Origin of the sequence: Actinoalloteichus sp. AHMU CJ021 (assembly GCF_002895405.1) — a bacterium.
Lineage (GTDB): Bacteria > Actinomycetota > Actinomycetes > Mycobacteriales > Pseudonocardiaceae > Actinoalloteichus_B > Actinoalloteichus_B caeruleus.
This window is the reverse complement of record NZ_CP025990.1, coordinates 1,854,500-1,879,620: the sequence shown is the minus strand read 5'-3', so window position 1 is coordinate 1,879,620 and position 25,121 is coordinate 1,854,500. Positions and strand designations below refer to the sequence as shown.

Annotated in this window: 20 protein-coding genes; 8 read left to right on the top strand and 12 right to left on the bottom strand. The window is 73.1% G+C overall.

The window, feature by feature from the left end; genetic code table 11:
- Nucleotides 1-13 precede the first annotated feature (13 nt).
- Nucleotides 14-1,441, bottom strand: coding sequence for a class II fumarate hydratase (locus C1701_RS07775; protein ID WP_026417347.1), 1,428 nt, complete (start codon nucleotides 1,439-1,441; stop codon nucleotides 14-16).
- Between the two features lie 223 nt (nucleotides 1,442-1,664).
- Here C1701_RS07775 and C1701_RS07770 point away from each other — a divergent pair, with 223 nt between their 5' ends.
- The gene (locus C1701_RS07770; protein ID WP_103055747.1) at nucleotides 1,665-2,657 is read left to right on the top strand and encodes an NAD(P)/FAD-dependent oxidoreductase; all 993 of its coding nucleotides are present in this window, start codon (nucleotides 1,665-1,667) and stop codon (nucleotides 2,655-2,657) included.
- Nucleotides 2,658-2,714: 57 nt separating this feature from the next.
- Here C1701_RS07770 and C1701_RS07765 read toward each other — a convergent pair whose 3' ends face one another.
- The 3 genes from C1701_RS07765 to C1701_RS07755 form a co-directional block, all read right to left on the bottom strand.
- Nucleotides 2,715-3,494 carry a S1 family peptidase gene (locus C1701_RS07765; RefSeq protein WP_030104193.1) on the bottom strand — a complete coding sequence of 260 codons (780 nt, stop codon included), beginning with the start codon at nucleotides 3,492-3,494 and terminating at the stop codon, nucleotides 2,715-2,717.
- Nucleotides 3,495-3,663: 169 nt separating this feature from the next.
- Nucleotides 3,664-4,746 (bottom strand): class II fructose-bisphosphatase, encoded by a 1,083-nt coding sequence (glpX, locus tag C1701_RS07760; protein WP_026417344.1) that lies wholly within the window; start codon nucleotides 4,744-4,746, stop codon nucleotides 3,664-3,666.
- A 166-nt stretch (nucleotides 4,747-4,912) separates the two neighbouring features.
- Nucleotides 4,913-6,133 (bottom strand): acyltransferase, encoded by a 1,221-nt coding sequence (locus tag C1701_RS07755; RefSeq protein WP_155886022.1) that lies wholly within the window; start codon nucleotides 6,131-6,133, stop codon nucleotides 4,913-4,915.
- Between the two features lie 351 nt (nucleotides 6,134-6,484).
- Between C1701_RS07755 and C1701_RS07750 the strand changes: the two genes are divergently transcribed.
- The gene (locus tag C1701_RS07750; protein ID WP_051313308.1) at nucleotides 6,485-7,123 is read left to right on the top strand and encodes a DUF4245 family protein; all 639 of its coding nucleotides are present in this window, start codon (nucleotides 6,485-6,487) and stop codon (nucleotides 7,121-7,123) included.
- Nucleotides 7,124-7,791: 668 nt separating this feature from the next.
- On the opposite strand, the gene C1701_RS07745 is transcribed toward C1701_RS07750, so the two are convergent.
- From C1701_RS07745 to C1701_RS27235, 4 genes are all read right to left on the bottom strand, one after another.
- Nucleotides 7,792-8,103 carry an exodeoxyribonuclease VII small subunit gene (locus C1701_RS07745; protein WP_211237453.1) on the bottom strand — a complete coding sequence of 104 codons (312 nt, stop codon included), beginning with the start codon at nucleotides 8,101-8,103 and terminating at the stop codon, nucleotides 7,792-7,794.
- Nucleotides 8,100-8,429: a sugar ABC transporter substrate-binding protein gene (locus C1701_RS07740; protein ID WP_081715201.1), complete on the bottom strand. Its 330-nt coding sequence runs from the start codon at nucleotides 8,427-8,429 to the stop codon at nucleotides 8,100-8,102. Before C1701_RS07740 ends, C1701_RS07745 begins: the two co-directional genes overlap by 4 nt.
- Before the next feature lie 107 nt (nucleotides 8,430-8,536).
- On the bottom strand, nucleotides 8,537-9,781 hold the full coding sequence (xseA, locus tag C1701_RS07735; RefSeq protein WP_026417341.1) for an exodeoxyribonuclease VII large subunit: 1,245 nt from the start codon (nucleotides 9,779-9,781) through the stop codon (nucleotides 8,537-8,539).
- A 133-nt stretch (nucleotides 9,782-9,914) separates the two neighbouring features.
- Nucleotides 9,915-10,721: a lipid droplet-associated protein gene (locus C1701_RS27235; protein WP_337662189.1), complete on the bottom strand. Its 807-nt coding sequence runs from the start codon at nucleotides 10,719-10,721 to the stop codon at nucleotides 9,915-9,917.
- 302 nt (nucleotides 10,722-11,023) lie between these two features.
- Between C1701_RS27235 and C1701_RS07725 the strand changes: the two genes are divergently transcribed.
- Nucleotides 11,024-12,043 (top strand): 4-hydroxy-3-methylbut-2-enyl diphosphate reductase, encoded by a 1,020-nt coding sequence (locus tag C1701_RS07725; RefSeq protein WP_026417339.1) that lies wholly within the window; start codon nucleotides 11,024-11,026, stop codon nucleotides 12,041-12,043.
- Nucleotides 12,044-13,310: 1,267 nt separating this feature from the next.
- Here C1701_RS07725 and C1701_RS07720 read toward each other — a convergent pair.
- Nucleotides 13,311-14,093 (bottom strand): DUF6542 domain-containing protein, encoded by a 783-nt coding sequence (locus C1701_RS07720; protein WP_051712645.1) that lies wholly within the window; start codon nucleotides 14,091-14,093, stop codon nucleotides 13,311-13,313.
- A gap of 118 nt (nucleotides 14,094-14,211) precedes the next feature.
- Nucleotides 14,212-15,240, bottom strand: a complete 1,029-nt coding sequence (locus tag C1701_RS07715; RefSeq protein WP_103055745.1) for a DNA recombination protein RmuC — start codon at nucleotides 15,238-15,240, stop codon at nucleotides 14,212-14,214.
- 241 nt (nucleotides 15,241-15,481) lie between these two features.
- Here C1701_RS07715 and C1701_RS07710 point away from each other — a divergent pair, with 241 nt between their 5' ends.
- The 4 genes from C1701_RS07710 (at nucleotide 15,482) to C1701_RS07695 (ending at nucleotide 21,703) form a co-directional block, all read left to right on the top strand.
- Nucleotides 15,482-16,642 (top strand): exonuclease SbcCD subunit D, encoded by a 1,161-nt coding sequence (locus tag C1701_RS07710; RefSeq protein WP_026417338.1) that lies wholly within the window; start codon nucleotides 15,482-15,484, stop codon nucleotides 16,640-16,642.
- Complete coding sequence (locus tag C1701_RS07705; RefSeq protein WP_103055744.1) at nucleotides 16,639-19,596, top strand: AAA family ATPase; 2,958 nt, start codon at nucleotides 16,639-16,641, stop codon at nucleotides 19,594-19,596. The genes C1701_RS07710 and C1701_RS07705 overlap by 4 nt, the downstream gene beginning before the upstream one ends.
- 194 nt (nucleotides 19,597-19,790) lie before the next feature.
- On the top strand, nucleotides 19,791-20,891 hold the full coding sequence (ychF, locus tag C1701_RS07700) for a redox-regulated ATPase YchF (RefSeq protein ID WP_026417336.1): 1,101 nt from the start codon (nucleotides 19,791-19,793) through the stop codon (nucleotides 20,889-20,891).
- Nucleotides 20,888-21,703: an alpha/beta fold hydrolase gene (locus tag C1701_RS07695; protein ID WP_103055743.1), complete on the top strand. Its 816-nt coding sequence runs from the start codon at nucleotides 20,888-20,890 to the stop codon at nucleotides 21,701-21,703. The genes ychF and C1701_RS07695 overlap by 4 nt, the downstream gene beginning before the upstream one ends.
- Before the next feature lie 488 nt (nucleotides 21,704-22,191).
- Here C1701_RS07695 and C1701_RS07690 read toward each other — a convergent pair whose 3' ends face one another.
- Nucleotides 22,192-23,034, bottom strand: coding sequence for a phosphotransferase family protein (locus C1701_RS07690; protein ID WP_103056994.1), 843 nt, complete (start codon nucleotides 23,032-23,034; stop codon nucleotides 22,192-22,194).
- 335 nt (nucleotides 23,035-23,369) lie between these two features.
- Here C1701_RS07690 and C1701_RS07685 point away from each other — a divergent pair, with 335 nt between their 5' ends.
- Nucleotides 23,370-24,752, top strand: a complete 1,383-nt coding sequence (locus tag C1701_RS07685; protein ID WP_337662188.1) for a glycosyltransferase 87 family protein — start codon at nucleotides 23,370-23,372, stop codon at nucleotides 24,750-24,752.
- 37 nt (nucleotides 24,753-24,789) lie between these two features.
- Here the strand turns inward: C1701_RS07685 and C1701_RS07680 are convergent, their stop codons facing one another.
- A complete protein-coding gene (locus C1701_RS07680) occupies nucleotides 24,790-25,086 on the bottom strand; it encodes a 4a-hydroxytetrahydrobiopterin dehydratase (RefSeq protein WP_026417333.1) in 297 nt (98 codons plus the stop codon).
- Nucleotides 25,087-25,121: the final 35 nt, after the last annotated feature.

The following is a 25,121-nucleotide window of genomic DNA, read 5'->3' as shown; positions in this document are numbered from 1 at the left end:
CCCCGCCCACTCCTCAGCGTTCGCCGCCGCGCGCCATCCGCAGCACGTCCAGCGCGTCGTCCAGCTGCTCGGCGGTCAGCTTGCCCGAGGCCACGTGCCCGCGTTCCAGCACCACGTCCTTGATCGTCTTGCGCTCCTTCAGCGACTGCTTCGCGATCGAGGCGGCCTCCTCGTAGCCGATGTAGCGGTTCAACGGGGTCACCACCGAGGGCGAGGACTCCGCGTACTCCCGCGCCCGCTCGCCGTCGGCCACCGCGCCGGCGACGACCTTGTCGGCGAGCAGCCGGGCGACGGCCGCCAGCAGCCGCGAGGACTCCAGCACGTTGCGCGCGATCACCGGCAGCATCACGTTGAGCTGGAAGTTGCCCTGCGAGCCGGCGAAGGCCACCGCCGCGTCGTTGCCGATCACCTGGGCCACCACCATCATCGTGGCCTCGGAGATCACCGGGTTGACCTTGCCCGGCATGATCGAGGAGCCCGGCTGGAGGTCGGGCAACTGGAGTTCGGCCAACCCGGTACGGGGTCCGGAACCGAGCCACCGCAGGTCGTTGGCGATCTTGAACAGCGACACCGCGACGGTCCGCAGCTGCCCGGAGGTCTCCACCACGCCGTCCTGCGTCGCCTGCGCCTCGAAGTGGTCCCGCGCCTCCACCAGCGGCAGGCCGGTCACCTTCGCCAGCTCCGAGGAGACCGCCGCGCCGAACCCGGTGGGAGCGTTCAGCCCGCTGCCCACGGCGGTGCCGCCGATGGGGAGCTCGCCCAGCCGGGGCAGGCTGGCGCGCAGCCGCTCCACGCCGTAGTTGACCTGGCTGGCCCAGGCCGCGGCCTCCTGCCCCAGGGTCACCGGTACGGCGTCCATCAGGTGCGTGCGGCCGGACTTGACGACCTCGGCCCACTCCTCGGCGCGCTTGCCGAGCACGGCGGCGAGGTGTTCCAGCGCCGGGATGACGTCGGTCACCACGGCCTCGGTGGCGGCCACCCGGATGGTGGTCGGGAAGGTGTCGTTGGAGGACTGGGAGGCGTTGACGTGGTCGTTGGGGTGCACGTCCCGCCCGAGGGAACGGGTGGCCAGGGTCGCGATCACCTCGTTGGCGTTCATGTTCGACGAGGTGCCGGAGCCGGTCTGGAAGACGTCGATGGGGAAGTGGTCGTCGTGACGTCCCTCCGCGACCTCGTCAGCGGCCGAGGCGATCGCCGCGGCGAGGTCGGCGTCCAGCACACCGAGCCGGGCGTTCACCCGGGCGGTGGCGGCCTTGAGCAGCCCGAGAGCCCGGATCTGCGACCGCTCCAGCCCACGCCCGGAGATGGGGAAGTTCTCCACGGCGCGCTGGGTCTGCGCGCGCCACAGCGCGTTCGCCGGCACCCGGACCTCGCCCATGGTGTCGTGTTCGATGCGGTATTCGCCGTCCGCTGCCGGAGCGCCACTCTGCTGCTCTGTCATGGCTCCTGTTTGTACCGGTTCGCCAGGGGCGGGGGCACCGCGACCTCGAACACATCACCGGTGCCCTTCGCCACATGCCCTCGCCGCCGGGGGCGACGCCGCCGCGCGCGATCACGGACGGCGAGGATCACCTGACGGGGGGTAAGATCGGGTGGAGAACCCCGTGCCCGGACCCAACCCGTGACGGAGGCGAACCGCGTGGACTCACGAGCCGGCGCCCGACATGGCGCCTGACACCACTGAGGACGTCGATCTGGTGGTGGTGGGCGCGGGGCCGGTCGGCCTGTACGCCGCCTACTACGCCGGTTTCCGGGAGCTGACGGTCGCGGTGGTCGACTCCCTCCCGGAGCCAGGCGGGCAGGTCACCGCCATGTACCCCGAGAAGCTCATCTACGACGTGGCCGGCTTCCCCGAGGTCCGGGGGCGCGACCTGGTGGAGGCACTGGTCGCGCAGGCCAACCGGTGGAACCCGACCTACCTGCTGGGTCGGCAGGCCAGGACGGTGACCGACCGGGAGGACGGCCGGGTCGACGTCGGCCTCGGCGACGGCGCCGTGGTCCGGGCGTCGGCGGTGCTCGTCACGGCCGGGATGGGGGAGTTCCGTCCCCGCCCGTTGCCGGCGGGTGAGGGCTGGCTCGGACGCGGGGTGGTGCACTTCGTCCCGCGCCTCGCGGCGCACACCGGTGAACGGGTGCTGGTGGTGGGCGGCGGCGACTCGGCCTTCGACTGGGCCGCCGCCCTGCACCCCTTCGCCGCCGCGGTCACCCTGGCCCACCGGCGATCGCGGTTCCGGGCGCACCCGGCGAGCGTGACCCGGGTGCGTGACCTGGGAATCCCGGTGCTCACCGAGGTGGAGGTGGCCGGGCTCGTCGAGGGTGACGGCGGGGAGCTCCGCGCCGCCGAGCTCCGCTCCTCCGACGGCTCCACGCGGGAGCTGCCCGTCGACACGGTGGTCGCCGCGTTGGGTTTCCTCGCCGACCTCGGGCCCGTCGCCGAGTGGGGGCTGCGGCTGGACAAGCGGATGATCGGGGTGGACAGCACCATGCGGACCAGTCGGGACCGGGTGTACGCGGCCGGGGACATCGCCGGCTACCGGGGGAAGGTCAAGTTGATCGCCACCGGCTTCGGTGAGGCGGCCACGGCGGTGAACAACATCGCGGTGCTGCTGGACCCCGAGGCGCACCTCTTCCCCGGGCACTCCAGCGACGGTGGCTGACGTCGCCAGCCGCCGCCGGAGGGGGACGCCGGCGCGCGGAGCGCCGGTCGTCGTCGGTCAGCCGACGTGGCCGTCGATCCACCCGGCGAGGGCGGTCACGTTCCCGTAGATGGACGGCCCGGTCGCGCACACCGGGCTGTCGTTACCGGAGCGGCTGGTGGCGCCGACCAGCTCCCAGCCGGAGCCGGTGGACCTGAGCTGCGGCCCGCCCGAGTCGCCGTAGCAGGCGCCGGCGTTCCCACCTGGGTTGTCGGTGCACAGTTCGGTGGCCGCGTTGATGCCCCAGCAGGAGGTCGCCGGCACGATCCGGGTGTCCAGCTGTTGCAGGGTGACCGGTGGCCCGCACTGCCCGGCCGGGCACGCGTCGCCCCAGCCGAGCAGCCTGGTCGGGGTCCCGGGGCCGCCGTCGCTCGTCGCGATCGGGATCGGTTCCTGGGCCACCGGGCTGGCGAGCCGTACGAGCGCGATGTCGTAGCCGAGCCGCTGGCCGTAACTCGGGTGGATGACGATCTGGCTCGTGCCGACCAGGGTGCCCCCGGAGGTCCGGTCGACGCTGCCGACCCGGGCGCGCACACCCGAGGGCGCGCTGCCCGTCACGCAGTGGGCGGCGGTCACCACCCAGTCCTCGCGGATCAGCGAGCCACCGCAGAAGTGGCTTCCGTTCGCGCGCTGGAGGGAGACCATGAACGGGTAGGTCTCGGTGGCGTCCTCACCGCCGACGATCAGCGGGCGCACGGTCGAGTCCTCGGGCTCGGTGCTCGCCGTGGCGACGGCGGTCGACCCGAGGAAGGCCGCGGCGGCGGTGATCACCGCGGCGAGCGCTCCGCGCAGCGTCATGCGTTGTCCTTATCTTCTAAGTCCTTTCCGGCAGGGAAGGAGGGAACAACCTGACGCTAGGCAGGGCGCCGGCACGCGGTAAGGGGCCGAACCCCGCAACCGGACTGCGCCGTTCCGACGTCGGTACGGCCGGCGCCGTCCGGCTGCGTCACCGGGGTGACGGGGATGCTCAGGGCAACGGGGGCGGGGGGAGCAGTTCGGCGACGCCGCTGTCGAAGTCGACCGAGGAGAACGCGCGCAGCTTCGCGAGCCGGTGGTAACCCTCGATCATCCGCACCGTGCCCGACTTGGAACGCATCACGATCGACTGGGTGGTGCACCCGCCCGCCCGGTACCGGACGCCGCGCAGCAGGTCGCCGTCGGTGACGCCGGTGGCGCAGAAGAAGGCGTTGTCGCCCGCCACCAGGTCCTCGGTCTCCAGGACACGGGAGAGGTCGTGCCCGGCGCCGGTGGCCCGTTCCCGTTCGGCGTCGTCCCTGGGCCACAACCTGCCCTGGATCGCCCCGCCCAGGCACTTGAGCGCGCAGGCGGCGATGATGCCCTCCGGGGTTCCCCCGATGCCGAGCAGCATGTCGATGCCGGTGTCGGGACGGGCGGCGGCGATGGCGCCGGCCACGTCACCGTCGGAGATGAAGTAGACCCGGGCGCCCGCCGCGCGGACCTCCTCCACGATCTTCTGGTGCCGTGGGCGGTCGAGCACGCAGACCGTCACATCCGAGACATGGATCTGCTTCGCGCGGGCCACCCGGCGGATGTTCTCCGCCACGGGGGCGGTGATGTCCACCACGGCGGCGGCCTCGGGGCCGACCGCGAGCTTCTCCATGTAGAAGACGGCGGACGGGTCGAACATCGCGCCGCGCTCGGCGACCGCGAGAACGGCCAGGGCGTTGGGCATTCCCTTGCTCATCAGGGTGGTGCCGTCGATCGGGTCGACGGCCACGTCGCAGTGCGGGCCGTCCCCGTTCCCGACGTGCTCCCCGTTGTAGAGCATCGGGGCCTCGTCCTTCTCACCCTCCCCGATCACGACGACGCCCCGCATCGAGACGGTGCCGATCAGGGTGCGCATGGCGTCCACGGCCGCCTGGTCGCCGCCGTTCTTGTCGCCTCGGCCGACCCAGCGGCCGCTGGCCATCGCCGCCGCCTCCGTCACACGAACGAGTTCCATCGCGAGGTTGCGATCGGGTGTTTCTCCGGACCGGTTCTGGTCCTTGGCACTCTCCGTGCCCGGTGTGGCGGCTGGCGGTGTGCTCATGGCGTCTCCTGACGATCGGCGCCGGTAGGCGCGCATACCCAGCGTGGTCGATGGTGGCAGAACCAGCCGGGCCCGGCATCGACGAGTCGGCGGTTGATCGAACAAGGTGGCGGCGACCACAACCAGGATGGTCCGGTGGTCGCCGCCGGGCACGCCGACCGCCGGATCAGCCCCGCGCGGGCTCGGGTTCCTGGCGTTTCCTGATCGGCTGCCGAGGACGGGCGACCAGCAGCTTGCTCAGCGGGCTCCGCAGCAGGACCTCGACCACCACGAGGGTGATGGCGAAGGTGGCCAGCACCAGCAGGGAACTCCGGACCAGCGTGGAGTTCGGGAACGTCTCGAACAGCCAGCTGCCGAACCCGACGCGGTGCAGCACGTCGATGAGGATCGGGTGCGCGGCGTACACGCCGAACGCCCGGATCGCCCCCAGGTCGACGGCCCGTCCGACCAGCCCGCGCCCGTCTCCCCTGCGCTCGTTCCAGGCGGAGGCCACCAGGTAGAGCGCGATGATGGAGACGACCGCCCAGGCCAGCATGGAGGGGTGCTGCGCGGACGCGGCGAGGTGCGGGGCGACGCCCTGCCCGCTCCGGTAGAGGTACACGCCGGTGCTGATCCCGAACCCGAGCAGGATCACCGGCAGCATCAGCACCCAGTTCCGCGTCACCCAGGAGTGCGCCCGGTCGAAGTGCACGGCGGCCAGCGCCCCCATCGCCGCGAACAGCACGTACATCGGGAACAGCTTCCACACGTGCTGGTGCAGCAGCACCAGCGCCGGGTGCTGCGGGCCGGGGAGCACCGTGACCCACAACATCGCGGCGAGCTGGATGGCGATCGCCCCGCACAGCAGCTTGCCGTGGTGACCGGTGGTCTTCCTCACCAGCCAGCGGAGCGCGGGGAACAGCAGGTAGATCTGCATGGAGATCAACAGGAAGTACAGGTGGTACTTCGCGTCGCCCTTGACGATCTGCAGGACCGTGTCGTAGGCGACCGCCTGCCAGCCCGGCCAGGGGTCCGCGCTGCGGACGAGGGGTTCCCAGACGGAGTAGATGATCGACCACAGCAGGTAGGGCAGCACCACGAGTCCGAAGCGGCGCCGCCAGAAGGTGGTGGCCTTCGTGTCCCGGTGGTAGTAGCCGAGGAACAGGACGAAGACGGTGATGAACACGAACCCGTAGCGGGTGTAGTGCATCAGCATCGAGAGCCCGGCCATCTGCCGGTCGATGTCTGGGCCGTAGTTGATGGTGCCCACCGCGTGCACCATGACGACGCAGGAGAACAGAACGACCCGCATGAAGTCGATGCTGTAGTTCCGCCGACGCCCGTCCTTGCCGGTCGGAGCCGCCGGCTTGGCTAAGGGGGCTGCCTCCGAGGGCGTGGTTGCACTCAACGAAGAGTCCTTCCCGATCTCAGGCTGATGACGGCGAAGAGCGCGTTCGGTACGTCCCACGCGCCTGCCACGAATAGTGAGGAACCCTGTCTCGCTATTCGACTCTATTGAGTGAAAGTAGCTGCTTGACGAGTGGACCGCGAAAGCGGGCTTCCACGCAGAGGCCCGAAACCTCACTCTGATGATGGAACTCCACAGGGTGTGGGTGGTCGCGCGGTGGACGGCCCTCCGCCAGGTCGTGCCGTGGTGGGGCCGTGTCCGGTCCCGGTCACCTGCGGTGACCAGGGCCCACCGCCGCCGCTCGGCCCCCGGGCTGTCCGCCACTTCGGCACGGCTTGCGAGGATGGCCGGGTGGCCGAGAACTCCACCGACCCCAGAACGGGCCCGCCGGCCCCCAAGAGCAGGGCACAGCAGTCCACCCGTGACCTGCTGCTCTCGATGCTGCCCCTGCTGCTGGTCCTGTTGGCCCTGACGGGCCTGGTCGGCATGTGCAGCTTCAGCCCCGGTGGGCCGAGCGTCGACCCCGACGTCGGTGCCCGGTCGGACCCGGACGGCGACCTCCGGCGGGCGGTCGGCTCGGTCGACCTCGCCGTGCGCGAACCCGACCTGAGCGAGGACTGGCGGGTGAACAACGTGCGGGTCAGCCAGCTGGGCGACCGGGGAACGGTGGCCACCGCCCTCCGCGTCGGCTACCTGACCCCGGACGGCCGCTACCTCCGGCTGTCACAGTCCGACGCCGAGGAGGCGGAGCTCGTCGCCTTCGAGACCGGGGTGGACCCGGCGGGGCTCGGCACCGTGGAGGCCGCGGGACTCACCTGGGTCCGCTACGCCGCCCAGCGCGACGAGGAGGCCTGGACCACCGAACTCGACGGCCAGCGCGTGCTGCTCACCGGCAGTGCCGACGAACCGGAGTTCCGGGAACTCGCCGAGGCGACCGTGGCGGGTGACCTGGTGGAACCGGGCGCCGGAACCGCCACCGACGGCGGCTGAGCGGCACCACCACCGGCGGCCGACCGTTCCCGCCACGGCCGTACCTCGCCGCGCGCCGGAACCACCGCGACTCCCCGCCGATCGGGGCCAGGACGGCCCGCCGGATCGCGGGAACCGCCCGTGGGCACACGGGGAGGGAGACCGGCGGGTCAGGCCTCCCACCGGGTGGGCCGGGCACGCGGCCACCAGAACGCGACCCGTGCCCCAGGTGGACCTCCGGCCAGCCGACGGGTGGTCGCGGAGCGGGCGCCCCTCGGGCAGCGGGGACGACGGTCGCCCGCGCGGCGCTCCGAGAACGGCGCGGGCGGCCGGTGCCACCACCGACCGGCACCGGCCGATCTCCTCCTCGGCCCCACCCCCGGAAGGAGCACCGGCCTGGGTCACCAGCCGGAGAACCGCACCGACGACCCAGGTGCGAGGCGCGCGGACATCCCAGGCCCGCTCCCGCCGCGACACCCCCACCTCGGGAGATCGTCACGTCAGCGGCTCGGGGCCCGAGCCACGGTTCCACCGGTCGCCCCAGCCGTCCCCAGCCCGGCGACCCGGGGTCCTGGTCGGGAGCCACGGCGAGCCACGGGGCCACGGCTGGCGGACCCCCGCGCGGCGGGGGACTCGCAACGACCAGCCGAACCAGGCCGGGACGCGCCTGCCCCGACCCGCCGCACCGGTCAGCGTGGCGGGTCGGTGTCCTCGACCGAGGCGAGCGCCCGGTCGACCCGCTCCCGCGCGCCCTCCAGATGACGTTCGCAGACCCTGGCCAGCGCCTCCCCGCGCTCCCACAACTCCAGCGACCGCTCCAGCGACAGCCCACCGGCCTCCAGGGCGCGGACCACCGTCGTGAGCTCGTCCCGCGCCTCCTCGTAGCCGAGAACGGCCAGGTCCTCGCCCGGTTCCAGGCTCGGGTCGCCCTCCGGGGGGCTCCCCGGCTCTCCGGACGGTCGGTGCAGCGGTTCGCGTGCCGCGCTCAGTTCGTCACTCACCCGGTCGGACTTCCCAGTCGTGTCTGGACGGCGACGACGACCGTCGCCACCGCCTGGTCGTAGCCGACGAACGCCTCGGCGAACTCCGCTCCGTCTCCCTCGCGGACGGCGTCGACGATGCGGAGCTCGGCGTCGGTCACCCGCCGGCGGTGGACCGAGCCCGTGGACATCCACCACTGGCGACCCGCGTAGGTCGAGGTGGCCTCGGACAACGCCAGCAACCTCGGCGCCAGACCGCGCCGCGCCGGCGAGTGGCATCCCGCGAGCAGGCTCGCCCAGCAGTCCGCCGCGGCCAGGTTCGCCTCCTCGGCCCGCCGCCACACCACCCTGGCGCTCGACCTGGTCGGAGGTTCGTTCAGACTGTCCGCAGCCGTTCTCGCCGCGGCTACGGTGAGCGGGAGAAAGGTGGGTTCGCGCGCCGGGAAGGGCACCACTACCTCCGGTCACCACGAGGGGTCTGGTCGGATACGACAGCGCGCACCGCACCGTCGGCCACCCGGACGCGGAGTCGCGTGCCCGGCTGGGCGTCGGTGACGGAGGTGAGCACCCGTGGGGTCCCGTCCTCGTCGACGTGCTGCACAACCGCGTACCCACGGGCCAGCGTCGCGGCGGGTCCGAGAGTCGTCAACCGGGACCGTACCGATCGCAGACCGGTTTCCTCCGTGTTCAACTCCGTGACAACCGCACGCAGGCCACGCTCGCGTAATGTTGCCACTTCCTGGCCTCGATATGCCAGCCACTGGTGCGGGTCAGCCAGCGCCGGACGGGTCCGGACCGAGTCCAACAGGCGCCGTTCCCGGTCGACCCAGCCGTGCAGGGCACGCCGCGCCCGGTCCCGCAATACGAGGACCTTCCGCGTCTCCTCCGTGACATCCGGCACCAGGTGCCGCCCGGCGGCCGTGGGCGTGGAGCACCGGACGTCCGCCACGTGGTCGACCAGCGGTGTGTCGGGCTCGTGACCGATCGCGCTCACCACCGGCGTGCCGCAGGCGGCCACCGCCCGGCACAGCGCCTCGTCGGAGAACGGCAGCAGGTCCTCGACGCTGCCGCCACCCCGCGCCAGCACGATCACGTCCACCTCCGGGTCGGCGTCCAGGGCGCGCAGGGCGCCGAGGATGCCCGGCACCGCCTGCGCTCCCTGCACCGCGACGTTCTCCACCCGGAAGCGCACCGCCGGCCAGCGGGCCGAGGCATTGGTCAGCACGTCGTGCTCGGCGGCCGAACCGCGGCCGGTGATCAGCCCGACCCGGTTCGGCAGGAACGGCGGCCTCCGCTTGCGCGCGGAGGAGAACAACCCCTCCGCGGCCAGCAGGCGGCGTAGCCGCTCGATCCTCGCCAGCAGCTCCCCGATCCCCACCGCCCGGATCTCGTCCACCCGCAGGCTCAACGACCCACGAGCCAGGTAGACGGACGGTTTGCCGTGCACCACCACCCGGGCACCGTCGGTCAGCGGCGGGTCGACGGACCGGAGGACACCCATCGGGCAGGTCAGGCTCAGCGACACCTCGGCCGAGGGATCCCGGAGGGTGATGAACGCGGTCCCGGTGCCGGGCCGGGCCGACAGCTGGGTCACCTGGCCCTCCACCCACACCGAACCGAGGCGGTTGATCCACTCGGCGATCTTCCGGGCGACGGTGCGCACCGGCCACGGCTCCTCCGGAGTGGTGGCGCCGCTCACGTCGCGCCCCCAGTCCGGGAACCGCCCCGATCGTCGACGGGGCACGAGGTGGGGGCGAGTGGTCGGGGGCCAGTGCGGTGGCTGGGGCCGGGCCGGGAGGTCGGCCGTCGGCCGACCGGGCGGGCTGTGGAACTCACTCGCCGGTCACCGTCCTGAGGCGGTTGGCCAGCATCCGGACGTACTCCGGTCGGGCGGACTGGCCCTGCTCGTACTCCAGCAGCGCGCTCAGATCGGCGGCGGAGAGGCCGCGCAGGTGGCCGCGCAGCTGCGGCAGGCTGAGGTCCGGGTACTCGGGCAACGCCTTCGGGGCCTCGGCGTGGGTGCCGGACCCGCCGCCAGCGGAGCCGGCCGATCCTCGACCGCCTGTCGCGGAACGGCCGGTGCCGGCCTCCTGGCGTCGCGAACGTGGCGGGCGGTGCGCGGTCGGACCGTCGTCGGCCGGGCGGGACGAGCGGGTGTGACGCTCCTCGTCCCCCGCACCACCGGACCGCGACGGCCGCCGCCGTCCGGTCCCGGTTCGCGCCCCCTCGCCCCCGGTCCGCGCCTCACTCGTCCGGTCGGCCATCGTTCCCCCGGCCCCGGCGGCCCCGGCGGCCCCGGCGGCCCCGGCGGCCCCGGCTCGGCCGGTCGAGGGGACGGCCGCGTCGCCCCGTTCGCCGGTCCCGCGTTCGTCACCCGCGCCGTCCGCGCTATCGACCTCGTCCTCGTCGAACGTGGCCCACTCGGCCTGCGCCGGACTGTCGCGCAGCCCGGCCAGGGCCTGGTCGCCCCTGACCGCCAGCTCGGTGATGCCCTGCTGGACCCGCATCGAGAGCTGGAGCGCCTGGCTCGCGACGGTGATGGGCAGACCGACGAGGTGCTCGGGGAGTTTGCGGGCCTGTTCGGCGGCGGTGACGGCCACTCCGGCGGCGATCCGCAGGGGCAACGGCAGCGGTTTCATACCCCTAGCCTGCCGGAGGGCACCGCCGGCCCGCACTTCTCCTCGCGGGGACCAGCCGTTTCGGGACCGGTCGCGCCCCGGATCCGGGGAGCGCCCACCCCTCTCCGCCAGTGCCGGTCCCCGCCCAGGAACACGGCGGCGGGCCCCCGGCGTCGGTCGGCCGAACGTGGGTGGTTCCACGGCAGGTGCCGGGTCGGTGGGGAGCCGAGCGCGGCGGCACGACCCCCGTGGCGGCCGGCCGGGAGTGGGGTGGTGCCCCCAGGGCGGAACACCCGCCGCCCGACGGCCGTAGGGTGGGAGGCATGAGTGCCCAGCTCCCGGCCGACGAGAACGCCGCCCCCCAGGACGAGGCGACCCCGGCCAGCGACGCCCCCCGCAAGCGTGTGCTGCTCGCCAACCCGCGCGGATACTGCGCGGGAGTGGACCGGGCGGTGGTGACGGTGGAGAAGGCGCTGGAAACCTATGGCGCCCCCGTCTACGTCCGCAAGGAGATCGTGCACAACAAGTACGTGGTGCGGACGCTGGAGAAGCGGGGAGCCATCTTCGTCGACGAGACCGACGAGGTGCCCGAGGGTGCCCTCGTGGTGTTCTCCGCGCACGGTGTGTCGCCCGCCGTGCACGAGAGCGCCCGGGAACGCCAGCTCCGCACCATCGACGCCACCTGCCCACTGGTGACCAAGGTCCACCAGGAGGCCCGCCGGTTCGCCCGGGACGACTACGACATCCTGCTGATCGGGCACGAGGGGCACGAGGAGGTCGAGGGCACGGCGGGTGAGGCGCCCGAGCACGTGCAGCTGGTCGACCGGGCCGAGGACGTCGACAAGGTCGAGGTACGGGACCCGAACAAGGTGATCTGGCTCTCGCAGACGACGCTCAGCGTCGACGAGACGATGGAACGCGTCGAGCAGCTCAAGGACCGGTTCCCGCAGCTCCAGGACCCGCCTTCCGACGACATCTGCTACGCCACCCAGAACCGGCAGGTCGCGGTCAAGGCGATGGCTCCCGAGTGCGACCTGGTGCTCGTCGTCGGATCCCAGAACTCCTCGAACTCCAAGCGGTTGGTCGAGGTCGCCCTCGGAGCCGGGGCGAAGGACTCCCACCTGATCGACTTCGCCGACGAGATCGACCCGTCCTGGTTGGAGGGAGTCGAGACCGTCGGCGTCACCAGTGGCGCCTCCGTGCCGGACATCCTCGTCATGGAGGTCCTGCGGTACCTGGCGGACCGGGGCTGGGAGCAGGTCGACGAGGTCACCACCGCGAACGAGAAGGTCGCGTTCGCGCTGCCCCGGGAGCTGCGCAAGGCGATGTCCGACGTCCGCTGACCACACCCTCAGCACCGTGGTGAACTCCGTTCCAGCTCGACTGGGGCGGCGGACAGGGGGTCGCGGCTCGCGGGGAGCTGAGCGGCTCCCGGTGCCGCCTCGCCGGGAGGGCGCGGACCGCGCCGCCTGGGGCTCGCCGCGCGCCAGAAGCAGGCCGCGCGCCAGGGGCAGGCCGCGCGCCAGGGGCAGGCCGGAGGACGGTGGGCCGAGGTGGTCCGGGACCGTCACCCGGGGGCGCGGCTCGAGCCCGGTGCCGGACCGCGCCGGCCCGGCCGGATGCGGCCGCGCGCGTGCCGCTCACCTCGGGGGCGGCAGCACGGGCGTGCCGCCGGCGCCGGACGTGGACGCCCCGACCCGGTCCGCGAGCCCCCCGCGCGACTCCTGAGCGCCGGCACCGGACCCGTTCGCCGCGTGGGGACGCCCGCTCCACGCCCGCCAGCCGGAACCGGGCGAGCCACACCCGAGACCTCGTCGTACACGCGCGACGCTCGTCGCCGCCACTTGGCCGGCACGGACGCCTCACCCCCGAGGACGGCCTCACACCCGAGAGGACGCCTCGACCTCGGACGCGTCGCGACGGGTGCGTGGTACCGGACTCGCCCGATACCCACGACGAACACCCGGATCACACCGGAAGCGGACCCACCCCGCCGCCCGGCCCCGCCGCCCGGCCCCGTCGCCCGGCCCCGTCGAACCGGCAGTCCCGGGGGCCGGCCCAGGCCCAGGAGGGCAGCGACGCCGGGAAGGGAGCACCAGCTCGGGACGCCACCTCCTGGAACGCGGAGGCGCACCCTCCGGATCCTGCCAGGAGGAGCGATGGGGACGGTCCTGAACCGGACTGGGTGGCGGTGACGATCCGACGAAGCGGCGTCCTCGGTCACGTCCGGACTCCCCAGCCCGTGGCGTTGGCGCGGCCGCTCTCCCCGAACGGAGTCCCCGCCGCCGTTGCCGAATCCACTGCCATCGGAGCGCCCTCCGCGGGCCGCGGTTGTCCGGGGCCGTGCCTGTCGTCCGAGCCCGTCGTGGTCCGCCCTGGACAGGGTTCTCCTCCGCGTTGGGTCACCGGCCGCATCGCCGCCGCTGGCGCCGCCTCGTGGGGTGGCGGCGGCTCCACGGCTCCCACGCACGCGGCGCGGAGCCGGGTCACCGACCCCGACGGGGGAAGGCGTGGAGCCGCGCAGCCCTGCTCGCGGGAGGGGCACTTCCGGCCCCACCGACCGTTCGCGACGGTGGGGCGCTCGTGCTCAGCCTCGGCGGCCGCGCACGCTCAGTCCAGGTCCTCGTCCCGAGGCCGGGGCGGCCGGCGTCGTCCCTCCGAGCTCCGCCCCTCCGCCCCCTTCCTCGGCCGGGGGCGGGGTCGATCGGCCGAGTCGGCGTCGCGTCCGGACCGGCGGGACGAGCCGGCGGTCTTCCCCGCCGCCCCGGACCGTCCTCCTCCGCTCCTGGGCGTTCCGCCCTTCTCGCGGCCCCGGCCGGCGGACGTGCCCTCCCGGCCCGCGGGCCTGCCCGCCTTGCCCCGAGCGGCGCGTGCTGATCGTTCGGAGCTCGTGGTCTCGTCCTTCGTGGACTTGCGGGCCGTGGAATCGGGCCGTGCCTTCTTCGTGGTCCCCGGCGCCTCCGCGTCCGGGTCCGTCTTCGGCGGCCGCCGCTGGAGCAGGAAGTACCGGGCGAATCCCGCTCCCACCGTCAGGGCCGAGGTCACCGCCATCAGTGGGAAGCCGTTGATGAGGGGCCACCCCAGCGAGAAGGCCATCGCGGCGAGGCCGGCGCCGCCCGTCCCACCCGTGAGCCAAATCACCAGGGGCATGACCACCGCCAGGATGAGCGGCGGCTGCACGGTGGGACCGAACAGGTTTCTGCGTCGCACCAGAGCGACCGCCAGTAGGCAGCCGAGGATGTATCCGGCCCACAGCAGGACACCGGGACCTCCCGACATCACTTCGATGTCGAGGAAGAGTCCGATACCGGTCAGGCCCGCTGCGAGCAGCAGGGCCGCCCACCACGGAAGCCCGCGAGTGGTTCCGAAGGCGGCGCGTTCATCCCATGGCACGGCAGCGACTTCGGGCTCTGAGTCGCGCGCGCGTTCGCGGTCACGGGCGGCTGTCACCCGTCCACCGTAATCGGTCACCGGCTGCTTGTTAGTGAGCCATCGTGAACTCACATCCCGCTCACCTGGCCTCGCTGCCCGCAATGGTCGATGAGTCCGGGTTGACCACCGTCGAATAGCGGTCCGTCCGCGCGTCGTGCGCCTCGGCCAGGGCAGGTTGGTCCGTCGAACCCGGCATCGCGACGCCGTTCTCGTCCCTCCTGACCTCCGCGATCGAACTCGGGCTGGCCGCCGTCTCCCGCAGTGGTTCCACGGCGTTCCGGAATCCCTCCAACGCGTCGAGTTCACGCCGCCGCGCCGACAGGAAGCGCTGGAGGTGCGTGCTGGAGAGGTTGACGGCGTCGACGGCACCGCTGGCCGCCCGGTACGCGGCGGCCGACTGGCGGCGGACCTGTTCCATGTCGGCCGCCAGCGTGCGTTGGGTGGAGGCGAACAGGGCCGCCGAGGCCACCACCCCGAACCCGGTCGGCCCGCACAGGAAGACCCGCCGTTCCAGCAACCACCTGAGCAGGTGGGGGTCGGTGTCGAGTGCCGCGACCACCGCCGCGTCGGAGGGGACGAACATCACCACGCCGTAGATGGCGTCCGCCCACCGCTGGTACTCCTTCCCCGCGAGCTCCAGTGCCCTCGCGCGGATGTTGCGCGCGTGCACCCGCAGGGCGTCCGCCCGCCGGGTGGGGTCGTCCGCCTCGACGGCCTCGATCCAGCTCGCGAGGCTGGCCTTGGAGTCGACCGGGACGCGGCGGTCGTCACCCACCGCCAGCACCATGTCGGGGCGTGCCGCCCCACCCCCCGCGAGGTCGGTCTGCAGTGAGAAGTGCGGACCCTCCCGGAGGCCGAGCGATCTCGCCGTCTCGATGAGGACGCTCTCGCCCAGTTCGCCTCGCCCGCTGGTGGAGGCGAAGGTCACCTCATAGCGGCGCAGCGCGGCCTGGTGTTCGGCTGCCCGGTCGCGCTCGGCCTCCACCATGGCCAGCGCGGCGTCCGTCCTGCGCACGGCGTCCGCGTAGAGCCGCCAGCCGAGGATGAGCGCGCCGACCAGGAGGGCGGCGACCACGACCGCGGCGGTGGTGATGACGACCGATATCACGGGTGCTCCCGTCCTGAGTGCGTGTACCGGGGGTCGCGGGTGTTCGTGCTCGGTGGGGCCGTGCGTCCATCTCGGACGGGTGGGCGTCCGCTCGCCGTGTCCCCCGTGGACGGCCGTGCCCCGACTCCGATCATGGCGCAACTCCTGCCCGGAGTCCTCCCATTCCGCACTCGAACACACGTTCGAGTGCTTTCGGGTGGTCGCGTGACACCGATGGCCCCCGAGGTCCTAGCGTGGTGCCATGCGCCTCCTGCACACCTCGGACTGGCACATCGGCCGTACCTTCCACGGCCGGGACAGGCTGCCCGAGCAGGAGCGCGTGCTCACGGGTCTCGCCGAGCTGGTGGCCGACGAGGGCGTCGACGTGGTGGTCGTCGCCGGCGACCTCTACGACCGCGCCGTTCCCTCCGGGGAGGCAGTCGAGGTGTGCCACCGGGTCCTCGCCGCCCTGCGGGCCGCCGGCGCGACCCTCGTGGTGATCCCCGGCAACCACGACTCCGCGTCACGGCTCGGCGCATTCGCCGACTTCGCGGCGGTCGGCGGGCTGCACGTCCTCGCGAGGATCTCGCGGCTCCACGAGCCCGTGGTGCTCACCGACGCCCACGGTCCCGTCGCCTGCTTCGGCATCCCCTACCTCGACCCGGACCCGGCCCGGCACCACCTCGGCCTGGCCGGCACCGGCCACCGAGGACACACCGCCGTGCTGAGCGAGGCGATGGACCGCGTCCGGGGCGCTGTCGCGCGGCTGCCACCGAGCACCCGGACGGTGGTCCTCGCCCACGCCTTCGTCACGGGCGGGCAGGCCAGCGAGTCCGAGCGGCCGATCAGCGTCGGCGGCGTCGAACAGGTCCCCGGCTCCGTCTTCGACGGCGTCGACTACGTCGCACTGGGCCACCTCCACGGGCCTCAGGTCCTCGCCGACCACCTGCGCTACTCGGGCAGCCCGCTCGCCTACTCCTTCTCCGAGACCGCGCACCGCAAGTCCGTCTGGATCGTCGACCTCGACGCCGACGGGCTGGCCGGGGTGCGGTCGTACGCGCTGCCGGTGCCCCGAGCCTTGGCCACGATCTCCGGGGGGATCGAGGACCTGCTCGCCGACCCGGGGCTCCACGACCTGGAGGAGCACTACCTCTCCGTCACGCTCACCGACCGGGTCCGGCCGCTCGACGCGATGCGCCGCCTCCAGCGCCGCTTCCCCCACGCCGTGCACCTCGAGTGGCGGCCGGAGGGCGGCCTGGCACGGAGCCGGCTGAACTACTCCTCGGCCGTCCGGGGCCGTGACGACCGCGAGATCACCGCGTCGTTCGTCGAGCACTGCCGGGGCTCCGCGCCATCCGCCTCCGAGGCGGCGCTGATCGACGAGGCCCTGACCGAGACGGCGGGAGCACGGGAGTCCGCATGAGGCTGCACCGACTGGCCGTCACCGCCTTCGGCCCCTATCCGGGTCGGGTCGACGTCGACTTCGACGCCGTCGGGGCCGATGGTCTGTTCCTGCTCTACGGCGACACCGGCGCGGGCAAGACCACGTTGCTCGACGCGGTGGCCTTCGCGCTCTTCGGCACGGTGCCCGGGGCGCGGGGCGAGGCGAAACGCCTCCGCTGCGACACCAGCCCGGCCACCACCACGACCGAGGTCCGCCTGGAACTCACGGTGCAGGGCCACCGCCTCCGGCTCGTGCGCACCCCGGAGTACACCCGCCGCAAACGACGCGGCGCGGGCACGACGCTCCAGCGGGGATCGGTGTCCCTGACCTGGCTCGACCACCCCGGAGGCCAGGGGGTTCCCGAGGGGTTGACCCGGGCGGACGAGGTCGGGCGGACCGTCCAGCGGCTGCTCGGCATGACCCACCAGCAGTTCTTCCAGGTCGTCCTCCTGCCGCAGGGCGAGTTCGCCCGGTTCCTCAGAGCCGACACCGCCGACCGGGAGAAGCTGCTGGAAAGGCTGTTCGGCACCGAGCGGTTCGCGGACGTCGAGCGCTGGTTCCGGGAACGCCGCAGGGTCGCCCGCCAGCACCTGGACGAGGCCGCCGGCCAGGTGCACGAGGTGGTCACCCGGATCCGCCAGACCGCGGCCGCCGACCCACCCGGGGAGCAGCCGGTGTCCGAGTGGCTCGCCGCGCTCCGGAGGGATGCGCGCGCCCGCGAGAGCGAGGCGCGGGAGGCCGAGCGGCGGGCGGTCGTCCTGCGGGACGAGGCGACCGAGGCCCTCGCGCGGGCACGTGCCCTCGCGGAGGCCTGCCAGCGGCGGGACGAGCTCCAGGCGAGCTGGCGGTCCCTGGAGGAGGGTCGGGGCGACCGCGACGACTGGCACCGCCGCCGTGCCGCCGCCCGCGCGGCGGCCCCCGTGTCCTCCGCCGAACAACACCGGGTTCGGCTCGAAGCGGCCCTGGACCTGGCGAGGCGGGACGAGGCGGCCGCACTGGCCGAGGCGGTGCCCCACGGGTGGTCGCCCGAGGGTGGCGACGATCCGCGCACCGCCGCCGACCGGGCCAGGGAGGAGGCCGGCACGCTCGCCCCCCTCGTGTCCGAGGAGGCGAGGCAGCTCTCCGACACCCGGCGCCTGGCCGAGCTCGCGGGAAAGGTCAGGGTCGAGGAGGACCAGCTGGCCGAGCTCGCCGACCGGTCCGCGCTCCTCCCGGCGGAACTCGCCGAGGCCCGCGTCGGCGTCGAGGAAGCACGATCGGCCTCGGCCCGGCTCGACGGCCTCCGCCTGCGCCGACGGGAACTCGCCGGGCTCCTCGCCGACGCCCGGGGGCTCCCCGGGGCGGACGACGCGCTCCGTGCCGCCGAGGACCTCCTCCGGCAGCGGGTCGACGCCCACCAGGCGGCCCGTCAGGACCTGCTGGACGTCCGCCACCGCCGGCTCGCGGGGATGGCGGCGGAACTCGCCACCGGCCTCGTCGGAGGTGAGCCGTGCGCCGTCTGCGGCAGCACCGACCACCCCGCCCCCGCCGAGGCGCGGGCCGATCCGGTCACCGAGGACGAGGAGCTACGGGCCACCAGCCAGGAGGAGCGCACCGGCGCCGCGCGGCAGGTCGCCATCGCCGCCGTCCGGGACGCCGACGCCGAGGTGCGGCGGTTGCGGGAGCGCCTCGGGGAGTGGACGGAGCCCGCCCTCGCCGAGGAGCTGGCGGGGGTGGAGTCCGAGGAGAACAAGGCGGAGTCCGTCGTCTCGGAACAGGCGGACCGGGAACGCCTGGCGGACCGGTTGGAGGCGGAACAGGCCGCGCTGCACGGCCGCCGCACCCTCCTGGAGGCGGCGCTGGCCGCCACGAGAGCCGAGCACGACGCCCTGCGCGAGGTGGTGCGTGACCGCGACGAGCGCCTGCTCGCCGCCCGGGCCGGGTTCGCCGGCGTTGACGAACGCCGGGCTCACCTGCTCGGGCTCGCGGGCTCCCTCTCCACGCTCGCCGACGCCGCCGCCGAACGGGCCAGCGCGACGGACCGGGCATCCGAGGCCACCTCCGCGGTGGAGCTGGCCGCCGCCGGGGCTGGTTTCCCCTCGGTGCCGGCCGCGCTGGGCGCGGCCCTCGACGACGCGGAGTTCGCCGCCCTCGAGTCGGCGATCGAGGACTTCGACCGGCGGGAGGCGGGTGTCCGGGCTGGGTTGGCGGACGTCCAGGCCGCCGAGCTCCCCGACGAGGCTCCCGACCTCACCGCCGCCCGCGAGGAGGCGGAACACCACCAGCGCGCCGCCGACGACGCGGTCGCCGGCACCAGGGACGCCGCCCGTATCGGTCGGGAACTGGCCGAGCTGGGCGCGGAGTGGGCGAGGGCGGACGCCGCTCTCGCCCCCGTCCGGGCGGCCTTCGACGAACTCGACGCCCTGACCGACGTGGTGAACGGGCAGGGGCAGAACAGCCGCCGCATGTCCCTGCGGTCCTACGTGCTCGCCGCTCGCCTGGAGGAGGTGGCGATCGCGGCCACCAGTCGGCTCTCCCGGATGAGCCAGGGCCGGTTCTCCTTCGTCCACTCCGACGCGGGTGGCAGCAGGGGGACCCGAGGCGGGCTGTGGCTCGACGTGCTGGACGACTACTCGGGGCAGGTGCGCTCGGCGAAGACGCTGTCCGGCGGCGAGTCCTTCCTGGCCTCGCTGGCCCTGGCGCTCGGGCTCGCTGACGTGGTGGCCGCCGAGACGGGCGGAGCGCTGCTCGACACGCTGTTCATCGACGAGGGCTTCGGCACCCTCGACGCCGAGACGCTGGACCTCGTGATGAACACCCTCGACGACCTCCGCGCCGACGGCCGGGTCGTCGGCCTCGTCTCCCACGTCGAGGAACTCCGGCAGCGCATCCCCAGCCGGATCCGGGTGCGCCGGGGCAGGGAGGGTTCGTCGCTCGAACCGGAGGGCTGCTGACCCGCGACCCGACGTCCGGTCGCGGTGCGGCCCGCGTCGAACGCGCCGCTCGCCCCGGTGCCCACGACATCGCCGGTCCAACCGGGGTCAGGAGGCCAGCCGGGACCAGGCCGGCGTGGGCGCTCACCGGGGGGAACGGCCCCTCCCGCCGCCCCGCGCGGCCACGCCACCCGTGGTCCGTACACTGGCCCGTCGTGAGTCTCACCCTTGGCATCGTCGGCCTGCCGAACGTCGGTAAATCCACCCTGTTCAACGCGCTGACCCGCAACGAGGTGCTCGCGGCGAACTACCCGTTCGCCACCATCGAGCCGAACGTGGGTGTGGTGCCGTTGCCCGACACCAGGTTGGACAAGCTCGCGGAGATCTTCTCCTCGCAGCGCACCGTGCCGGCCACGGTGTCGTTCGTCGACATCGCCGGCATCGTCAAGGGCGCCTCCGAAGGGGCGGGCCTGGGAAACCAGTTCCTCGCCAACATCCGGGAGGCCAACGCGATCTGCCAGGTCATCCGCGTGTTCGACGACCCGGACGTGGTGCACGTCGACGACCGCGTCGACCCGGGCAGCGACATCGAGACGATCAACACGGAACTGATCCTCGCGGACCTCCAGACGATGGAGCGCGCGCTGCCCCGGCTGGAGAAGGAGGCGCGGACCCACAAGGACCGTCGCCCGGCCCTGGCCGCCGCCGAGGCGGCCAAGGAGATCCTCGACTCCGGGCGGACGTTGTTCTCCGCGCGGGCCGAGCTGGACACCGACGAGCTGCGTGAGCTGAACCTGCTCACGTTGAAGCCGTTCCTCTACGTCTTCAACGCCGACGAGGGCGTGCTGACCAGCGAGGACCGGATGGCCGAGCTGCGGGAGCTGGTCGCGCCCGCCGACGCGGTGTTCCTCGACGCCAAGGTCGAGTCCGAACTGATCGAGCTGGACGAGGAGTCGGCGCGGGAGCTGCTGGAGACCATCGGCCAGCACGAGCCGGGCCTGCACGCCCTGGCCCGTGCCGGGTTCCACACGCTCGGACTCCAGACCTACCTGACCGCCGGCCCGAAGGAGGCCAGGGCCTGGACCATCCGACGGGGAGCGACCGCTCCCCAGGCGGCCGGCGTCATCCACACCGACTTCGAGCGCAGCTTCATCAAGGCCGAGGTCGTCTCCTTCGACGACCTCGTCGAGGCCGGCTCGATGGCCACCGCCCGTTCCGCCGGCAAGGTCCGGATGGAGGGCAAGGACTACGTGATGGCCGACGGCGACGTCGTCGAGTTCCGTCACGGGAACACCTCCGGCGGCGGCAAGAAGTGAGGGTCCAGCCGAACATCGTACGCAAGGGGCAGGGACTCCCCCTCGTTGCCGTTCACGGCAACGGCGTCGACCACCGGCTGCTGCTCCCGCTCGACGACGACCTGGCCGCCTCGGGCTCCTGGGAGCGCATCTACCTCGATCTTCCGGGGTTCGGCCTGACACCGCCGCTGGATGCGGCGGGCGGTCTCCCAGAACTCGCGGACTGGCTGGTGGAGACGGTCCACGAACTCGTCGGCGACGAGCCGTTCGCCCTGCTGGGCAGTTCGCTGGGCGGCCTTCTCGCTCGTTATGTCGTCACCCGGTTCCCCGACCAGGTCCTGGGTCTCGCGCTCATCGCTCCAGTGGTCGACCCAGCCCCATCGCGGCGCGTTCGACCGGAGCGGTCCCTCGTCGTCCGCGATCAGGACCTTCTGCGGTCGTTGCCGCCCGCCGACGCCGAGGAGTTCACGAGCGTCGCGGCCCGGCAGACGCAGGAGTCCTGGGACGCGTTCCGCGTCCACGCACTCCCCGGCATCCGCGCCGCTGACCCTGATGCGATGGGCAGGCTCTCGCAGCGCTACTTCCTCAGGGCGTCGCCGGACACCGCGGGCACGTTCCAGGGACCGACCTTGATCCTCACAGGTCGCCAGGACCACGTAGTCGGGTATGAGGACCAGTTCGCGCTTCTCACCCACTACCCGCGTGCGACGTACCTCGCGCTCGATGGCGCCGGCCACAACGTTCATCTCGAACAGCCACGGATGGTGGGGACCGCGCTGCGTGACTGGGGGAGATGTGTCCAGGCAGCCTCGGGCGGCGTCGTCGAGGTGTGACACCTGGGGCGGCGATCCCAGGGAGGACGCGAGCCGGGGCGGGCTCTCCTGGCCCGTGATCCGGGCACCGCGCCGCACGCCATGGTCCTCTGGCGCGGTTCCCCCTGAGGAACTGGTACACCGCCGCGTCGGTCAGCTCGTCCGGGCGATCGGTGTCCGGCAGCCCGGTGGCGACCGGGGGTGGCGCGCCCGTTGACGTGGCGTGGGGGGTGATCCCGTTCTCCACTCCGGGGGTTTGTCCGGAGCACGCGCCTGTTCTGGCCCTCGTGAATCAGATCAACCAAGGGGTTCGAAGGCTTTCCCAGCCGAGTGCGTGACCTTGGGTTCTCCGGCTGGTGCTTCCTCGTATTCGTCAGGTCCAGGAGCGTGGGGTTCTCCGTCGCGAGCTTCGCGAACTCCGACTCGCGTGCCTCACCGGTCGCTGCCGCGCACGGCCCCCGCCGCCCGTGGGTTCCGGCGGTGTCCGGAACGCTGCTCGCCGGGGAAGATCAGTACAGGTCGAGTGCCTGGCGGATCATCCGGTGCCCCTGCCGTTCGAACTGCTCGTCCCCCACCTGGTAGGCCCAGACGGCCGTACCGACCGCCTCCCGCAACAGGGTCGCCCGCCACGGCGCGGGCTCGCGCGGGTCCTCGCCGTACCCGGCCAGGAAGGCGCGTTCGAGGTGCTCGGCGCCCTGCCACTCCTGGCGGGCCAGCCGGGCGAGGTCGGTCCACGCGGGTCGCGGCGCGGCGCGACCGAGGTCGATGACGCGGACCACTCCTTCGTGCAGCAGCCAGTTGCGGGGGTGCCAGTCGCCGTGCGTCGGGACCAGTTCGACCGGCTGGTGCTCGTGGGTGGCGATGGCGGCGCGGAGTGCCACGACGGTCGCCGGGTCGACGCGGTGTTCGCGGTCCAGCCAGGCCAGCGCCTTGGCGTCCGCTTCCGCCTCGTGGGTCTCGGAGACGACGCGGTGTTGGTGGTGGAACGCGGCGAGCAGCGCGCCAGCCTGCCGGTAGGTGTCGGGGTCGGCGACGGCATGGGGGTCGTCGAGGACGAGCCCACCCGGCAGGTGGCTCAGGGCCAGCACGTTCAGCTCCGCGTCCGCGTGCAGGAGGCGGTTGACGCTGGCGGTGGCCAGCCACGGGCCGGTCCAGCGCCGGTGCGCGACGATCTCCCTGGCGATGTGGTGGTTGGCCGGGCCGGCGGCCTTGACCACGACGTCGCCGGAGTCGGCGCGCAGGTGGAGGACGGTGGTGTCGACGAGTCCCCAGCTGTGGTCGGTGACCACCTCGAAGCCGGGGAACCAGGTGGACACCAGGGTGAGTTGCTCGTCGCTCAGTCCGATCCGCACCCGTGGATCGTAGGAGGGGCCGACGCCTGGGGCGGGTTCTCGTGGGGACACCACGGACGGCGTCCTGGCGGGTGTCTCGCGCGGCGCTGGACCGGATGGTCCTCGCGGTGACCGGGTGGGGGCCGGAGCCGGGCCGGCGCGCTCCGTCTCGGACGTCCTCGTGCGGGCGGGGCGACGTGGTGGGGCGCCCCGGGTTGCTTCCCTGTGCAGTGGCTGACAACGGGTGCCCGTGGTGGCAACGGGCCTTGCTCCCGGCTCTTACACTGTGTCGCGCGGCGACGACAGGTTGAGCCGGTGACGTGACCGCGCGCAGCGGTCGTGGTGGAGAGGGAACGGTGGATCTTCGCGCGGTTGAGTCCAGGTTGCTGCGGTACGCGCCCCTGTTCCTCCTGGTCTCCCTGGTCCTGCACGTCGCCGCCAGCCTGCTGCTCGACCAGACCCAGTTGCCGAGCCTGCAGAGCCTGCGGGGCAACGCTCCGCAGTTGATCAGTGGGGATCTCTACGAGTTCACCTCGTGGAACCCGGACATCGCCGCGTTCACCACCCCGTTCACGGCGCCCCCGTTCGCCGCCGTGCTCCTGTTGCCGCTCGCGGTCGTCCCGTGGGGGGTGCTCCGGCTCGTCTGGCAGGGCGTGTCCCTCGTCTGCCTGTGGTGGATCGTGTCGCGGGCCATGCGTGTCTTCGCGATGTCCCGCGCTCCCGGTGGCGTGATCGGGGCGTCGGCGTGGCTGACGTGGCGGCGGCGGGCCCTGGTCGCCACCGCGCTCGTGCTGTGGTTGGAACCGGTGCGGACGAGCCTGGTGGAGGGACACCTCAGCCTGCCGTTGGCCGCGGTGCTCGTCACGGCGGTCACCACGGGGCGCCGGGTGCTCGGGGGGGTCGGCGTCGGGTTGGCCGCCGGTATCAAGCTCGGGGCCGCCGTCGCGGGGATGTACTTCCTCGCGACGCGGCGGTTCACGGCGGCGGCGTGGGCGTTCGGCGCCTTCCTCGCCACCATCGGCATCGGGTTCTTCGTGTCGGCGCAGCAGTCCAGCCAGTTCTGGACGACGATCGCCGGCCGGGGGGAGCGGATCGACCCGGTCGCTTCGGTCGACAACCAGTCGCTGCGGGGTGCCTTGTCGCGGACGCTCGGCTACGACGTCGGGACTTCCTGGCCCTGGCTGCTCGCGGCCGTGGTGACCGCGGTCCTGGCCGGTCGGGCGTTGTACGCGACGATCCGCAAGGGTGACGTGCTGGGCGCGGTGGTGACGGTCCAGCTCCTCGGGCTGTTGATCGCCCCGGCGGCGTGGAGCCACGAATGGGTGTGGGTGGTGCCGGCGCTGGTGTGGTTGGTGTGCCACCCGATGCGCGCCCGCCCGCTCCTGGCCTCGACGACGGTGTTGTGGACCTTGCTGATGACGTCCTACCTCGTCCACCAGTTGCAGGCCCTGGAACCCGGGAAGGTCGACTTCTCGCGGCCGTGGCCGCTGGCCGCTCTCGGCTGGGCGTACCCGGTGGCGGCGCTGCTCACCCTGCTGGCGGTGGCGGCCGGGGCCCGGGCGGCCCCCAAGGTGCCACCCGTCCCGCCCCTCCCGCCCGGGTCCGGGCAGGCCAACGACATCTGGTTGCGGACCCGGGTGCTGCGGGGCCGGGTGAGTTCGGTGCTGAAGCCGCAGAACCGGCTGGGCCGGCGGAGTGGGCGGGCCGAGTCCCCGAGCGTGGAGAACGCGGAGGGCTGACGGGCCGCGCCCGGCGCCCGGTGTCGTGCTCGGGCGGTCAGCCGGCCATCACCCTCAGCACCTCGTCGATCTCCTCGGCGAGGGTGACGTCCGAGGCGGTGATCCCGCCGGCCACGTGGGTGGACAACCGGAAGGTGAGCGTGGCGTACCGGATGTCGATGTCCGGGTGGTGGTTGTCGTTCTCCGCGATCTCCGCGACCCGGTTCACGACGGCGATCGCCGAGGGGAAGCCGGCCAGTTCGACGGTGCGGACCAGTGCGCTGCCCTCCCGGCGCCAGTCGGGGAGCGTGCCAAGGGCGGTGGCGATCTGGTCCGAGGTCAGCAGATCGGTCATGCGTCCATGGTGGGGGTTCTCGGCGTCGGGCGCAC

Excerpts from the sequence above, each read along its gene's own strand:
- C1701_RS07775 (WP_026417347.1), bottom strand. The coding sequence starts at position 1,441 with ATGACAGAGCAGCAGAGTGGCGCTCCGGCAGCGGACGGCGAATACCGC.
- C1701_RS07705 (WP_103055744.1), top strand. The coding sequence starts at position 16,639 with ATGAGGCTGCACCGACTGGCCGTCACCGCCTTCGGCCCCTATCCGGGT.
- C1701_RS07680 (WP_026417333.1), bottom strand. The coding sequence starts at position 25,086 with ATGACCGATCTGCTGACCTCGGACCAGATCGCCACCGCCCTTGGCACG.
- C1701_RS27235 (WP_337662189.1), bottom strand. The coding sequence starts at position 10,721 with ATGAAACCGCTGCCGTTGCCCCTGCGGATCGCCGCCGGAGTGGCCGTC.
- C1701_RS07770 (WP_103055747.1), top strand. The coding sequence starts at position 1,665 with ATGGCGCCTGACACCACTGAGGACGTCGATCTGGTGGTGGTGGGCGCG.
- glpX (WP_026417344.1), bottom strand. The coding sequence starts at position 4,746 with ATGAGCACACCGCCAGCCGCCACACCGGGCACGGAGAGTGCCAAGGAC.
- C1701_RS07725 (WP_026417339.1), top strand. The coding sequence starts at position 11,024 with ATGAGTGCCCAGCTCCCGGCCGACGAGAACGCCGCCCCCCAGGACGAG.
- C1701_RS07710 (WP_026417338.1), top strand. The coding sequence starts at position 15,482 with ATGCGCCTCCTGCACACCTCGGACTGGCACATCGGCCGTACCTTCCAC.
- C1701_RS07765 (WP_030104193.1), bottom strand. The coding sequence starts at position 3,494 with ATGACGCTGCGCGGAGCGCTCGCCGCGGTGATCACCGCCGCCGCGGCC.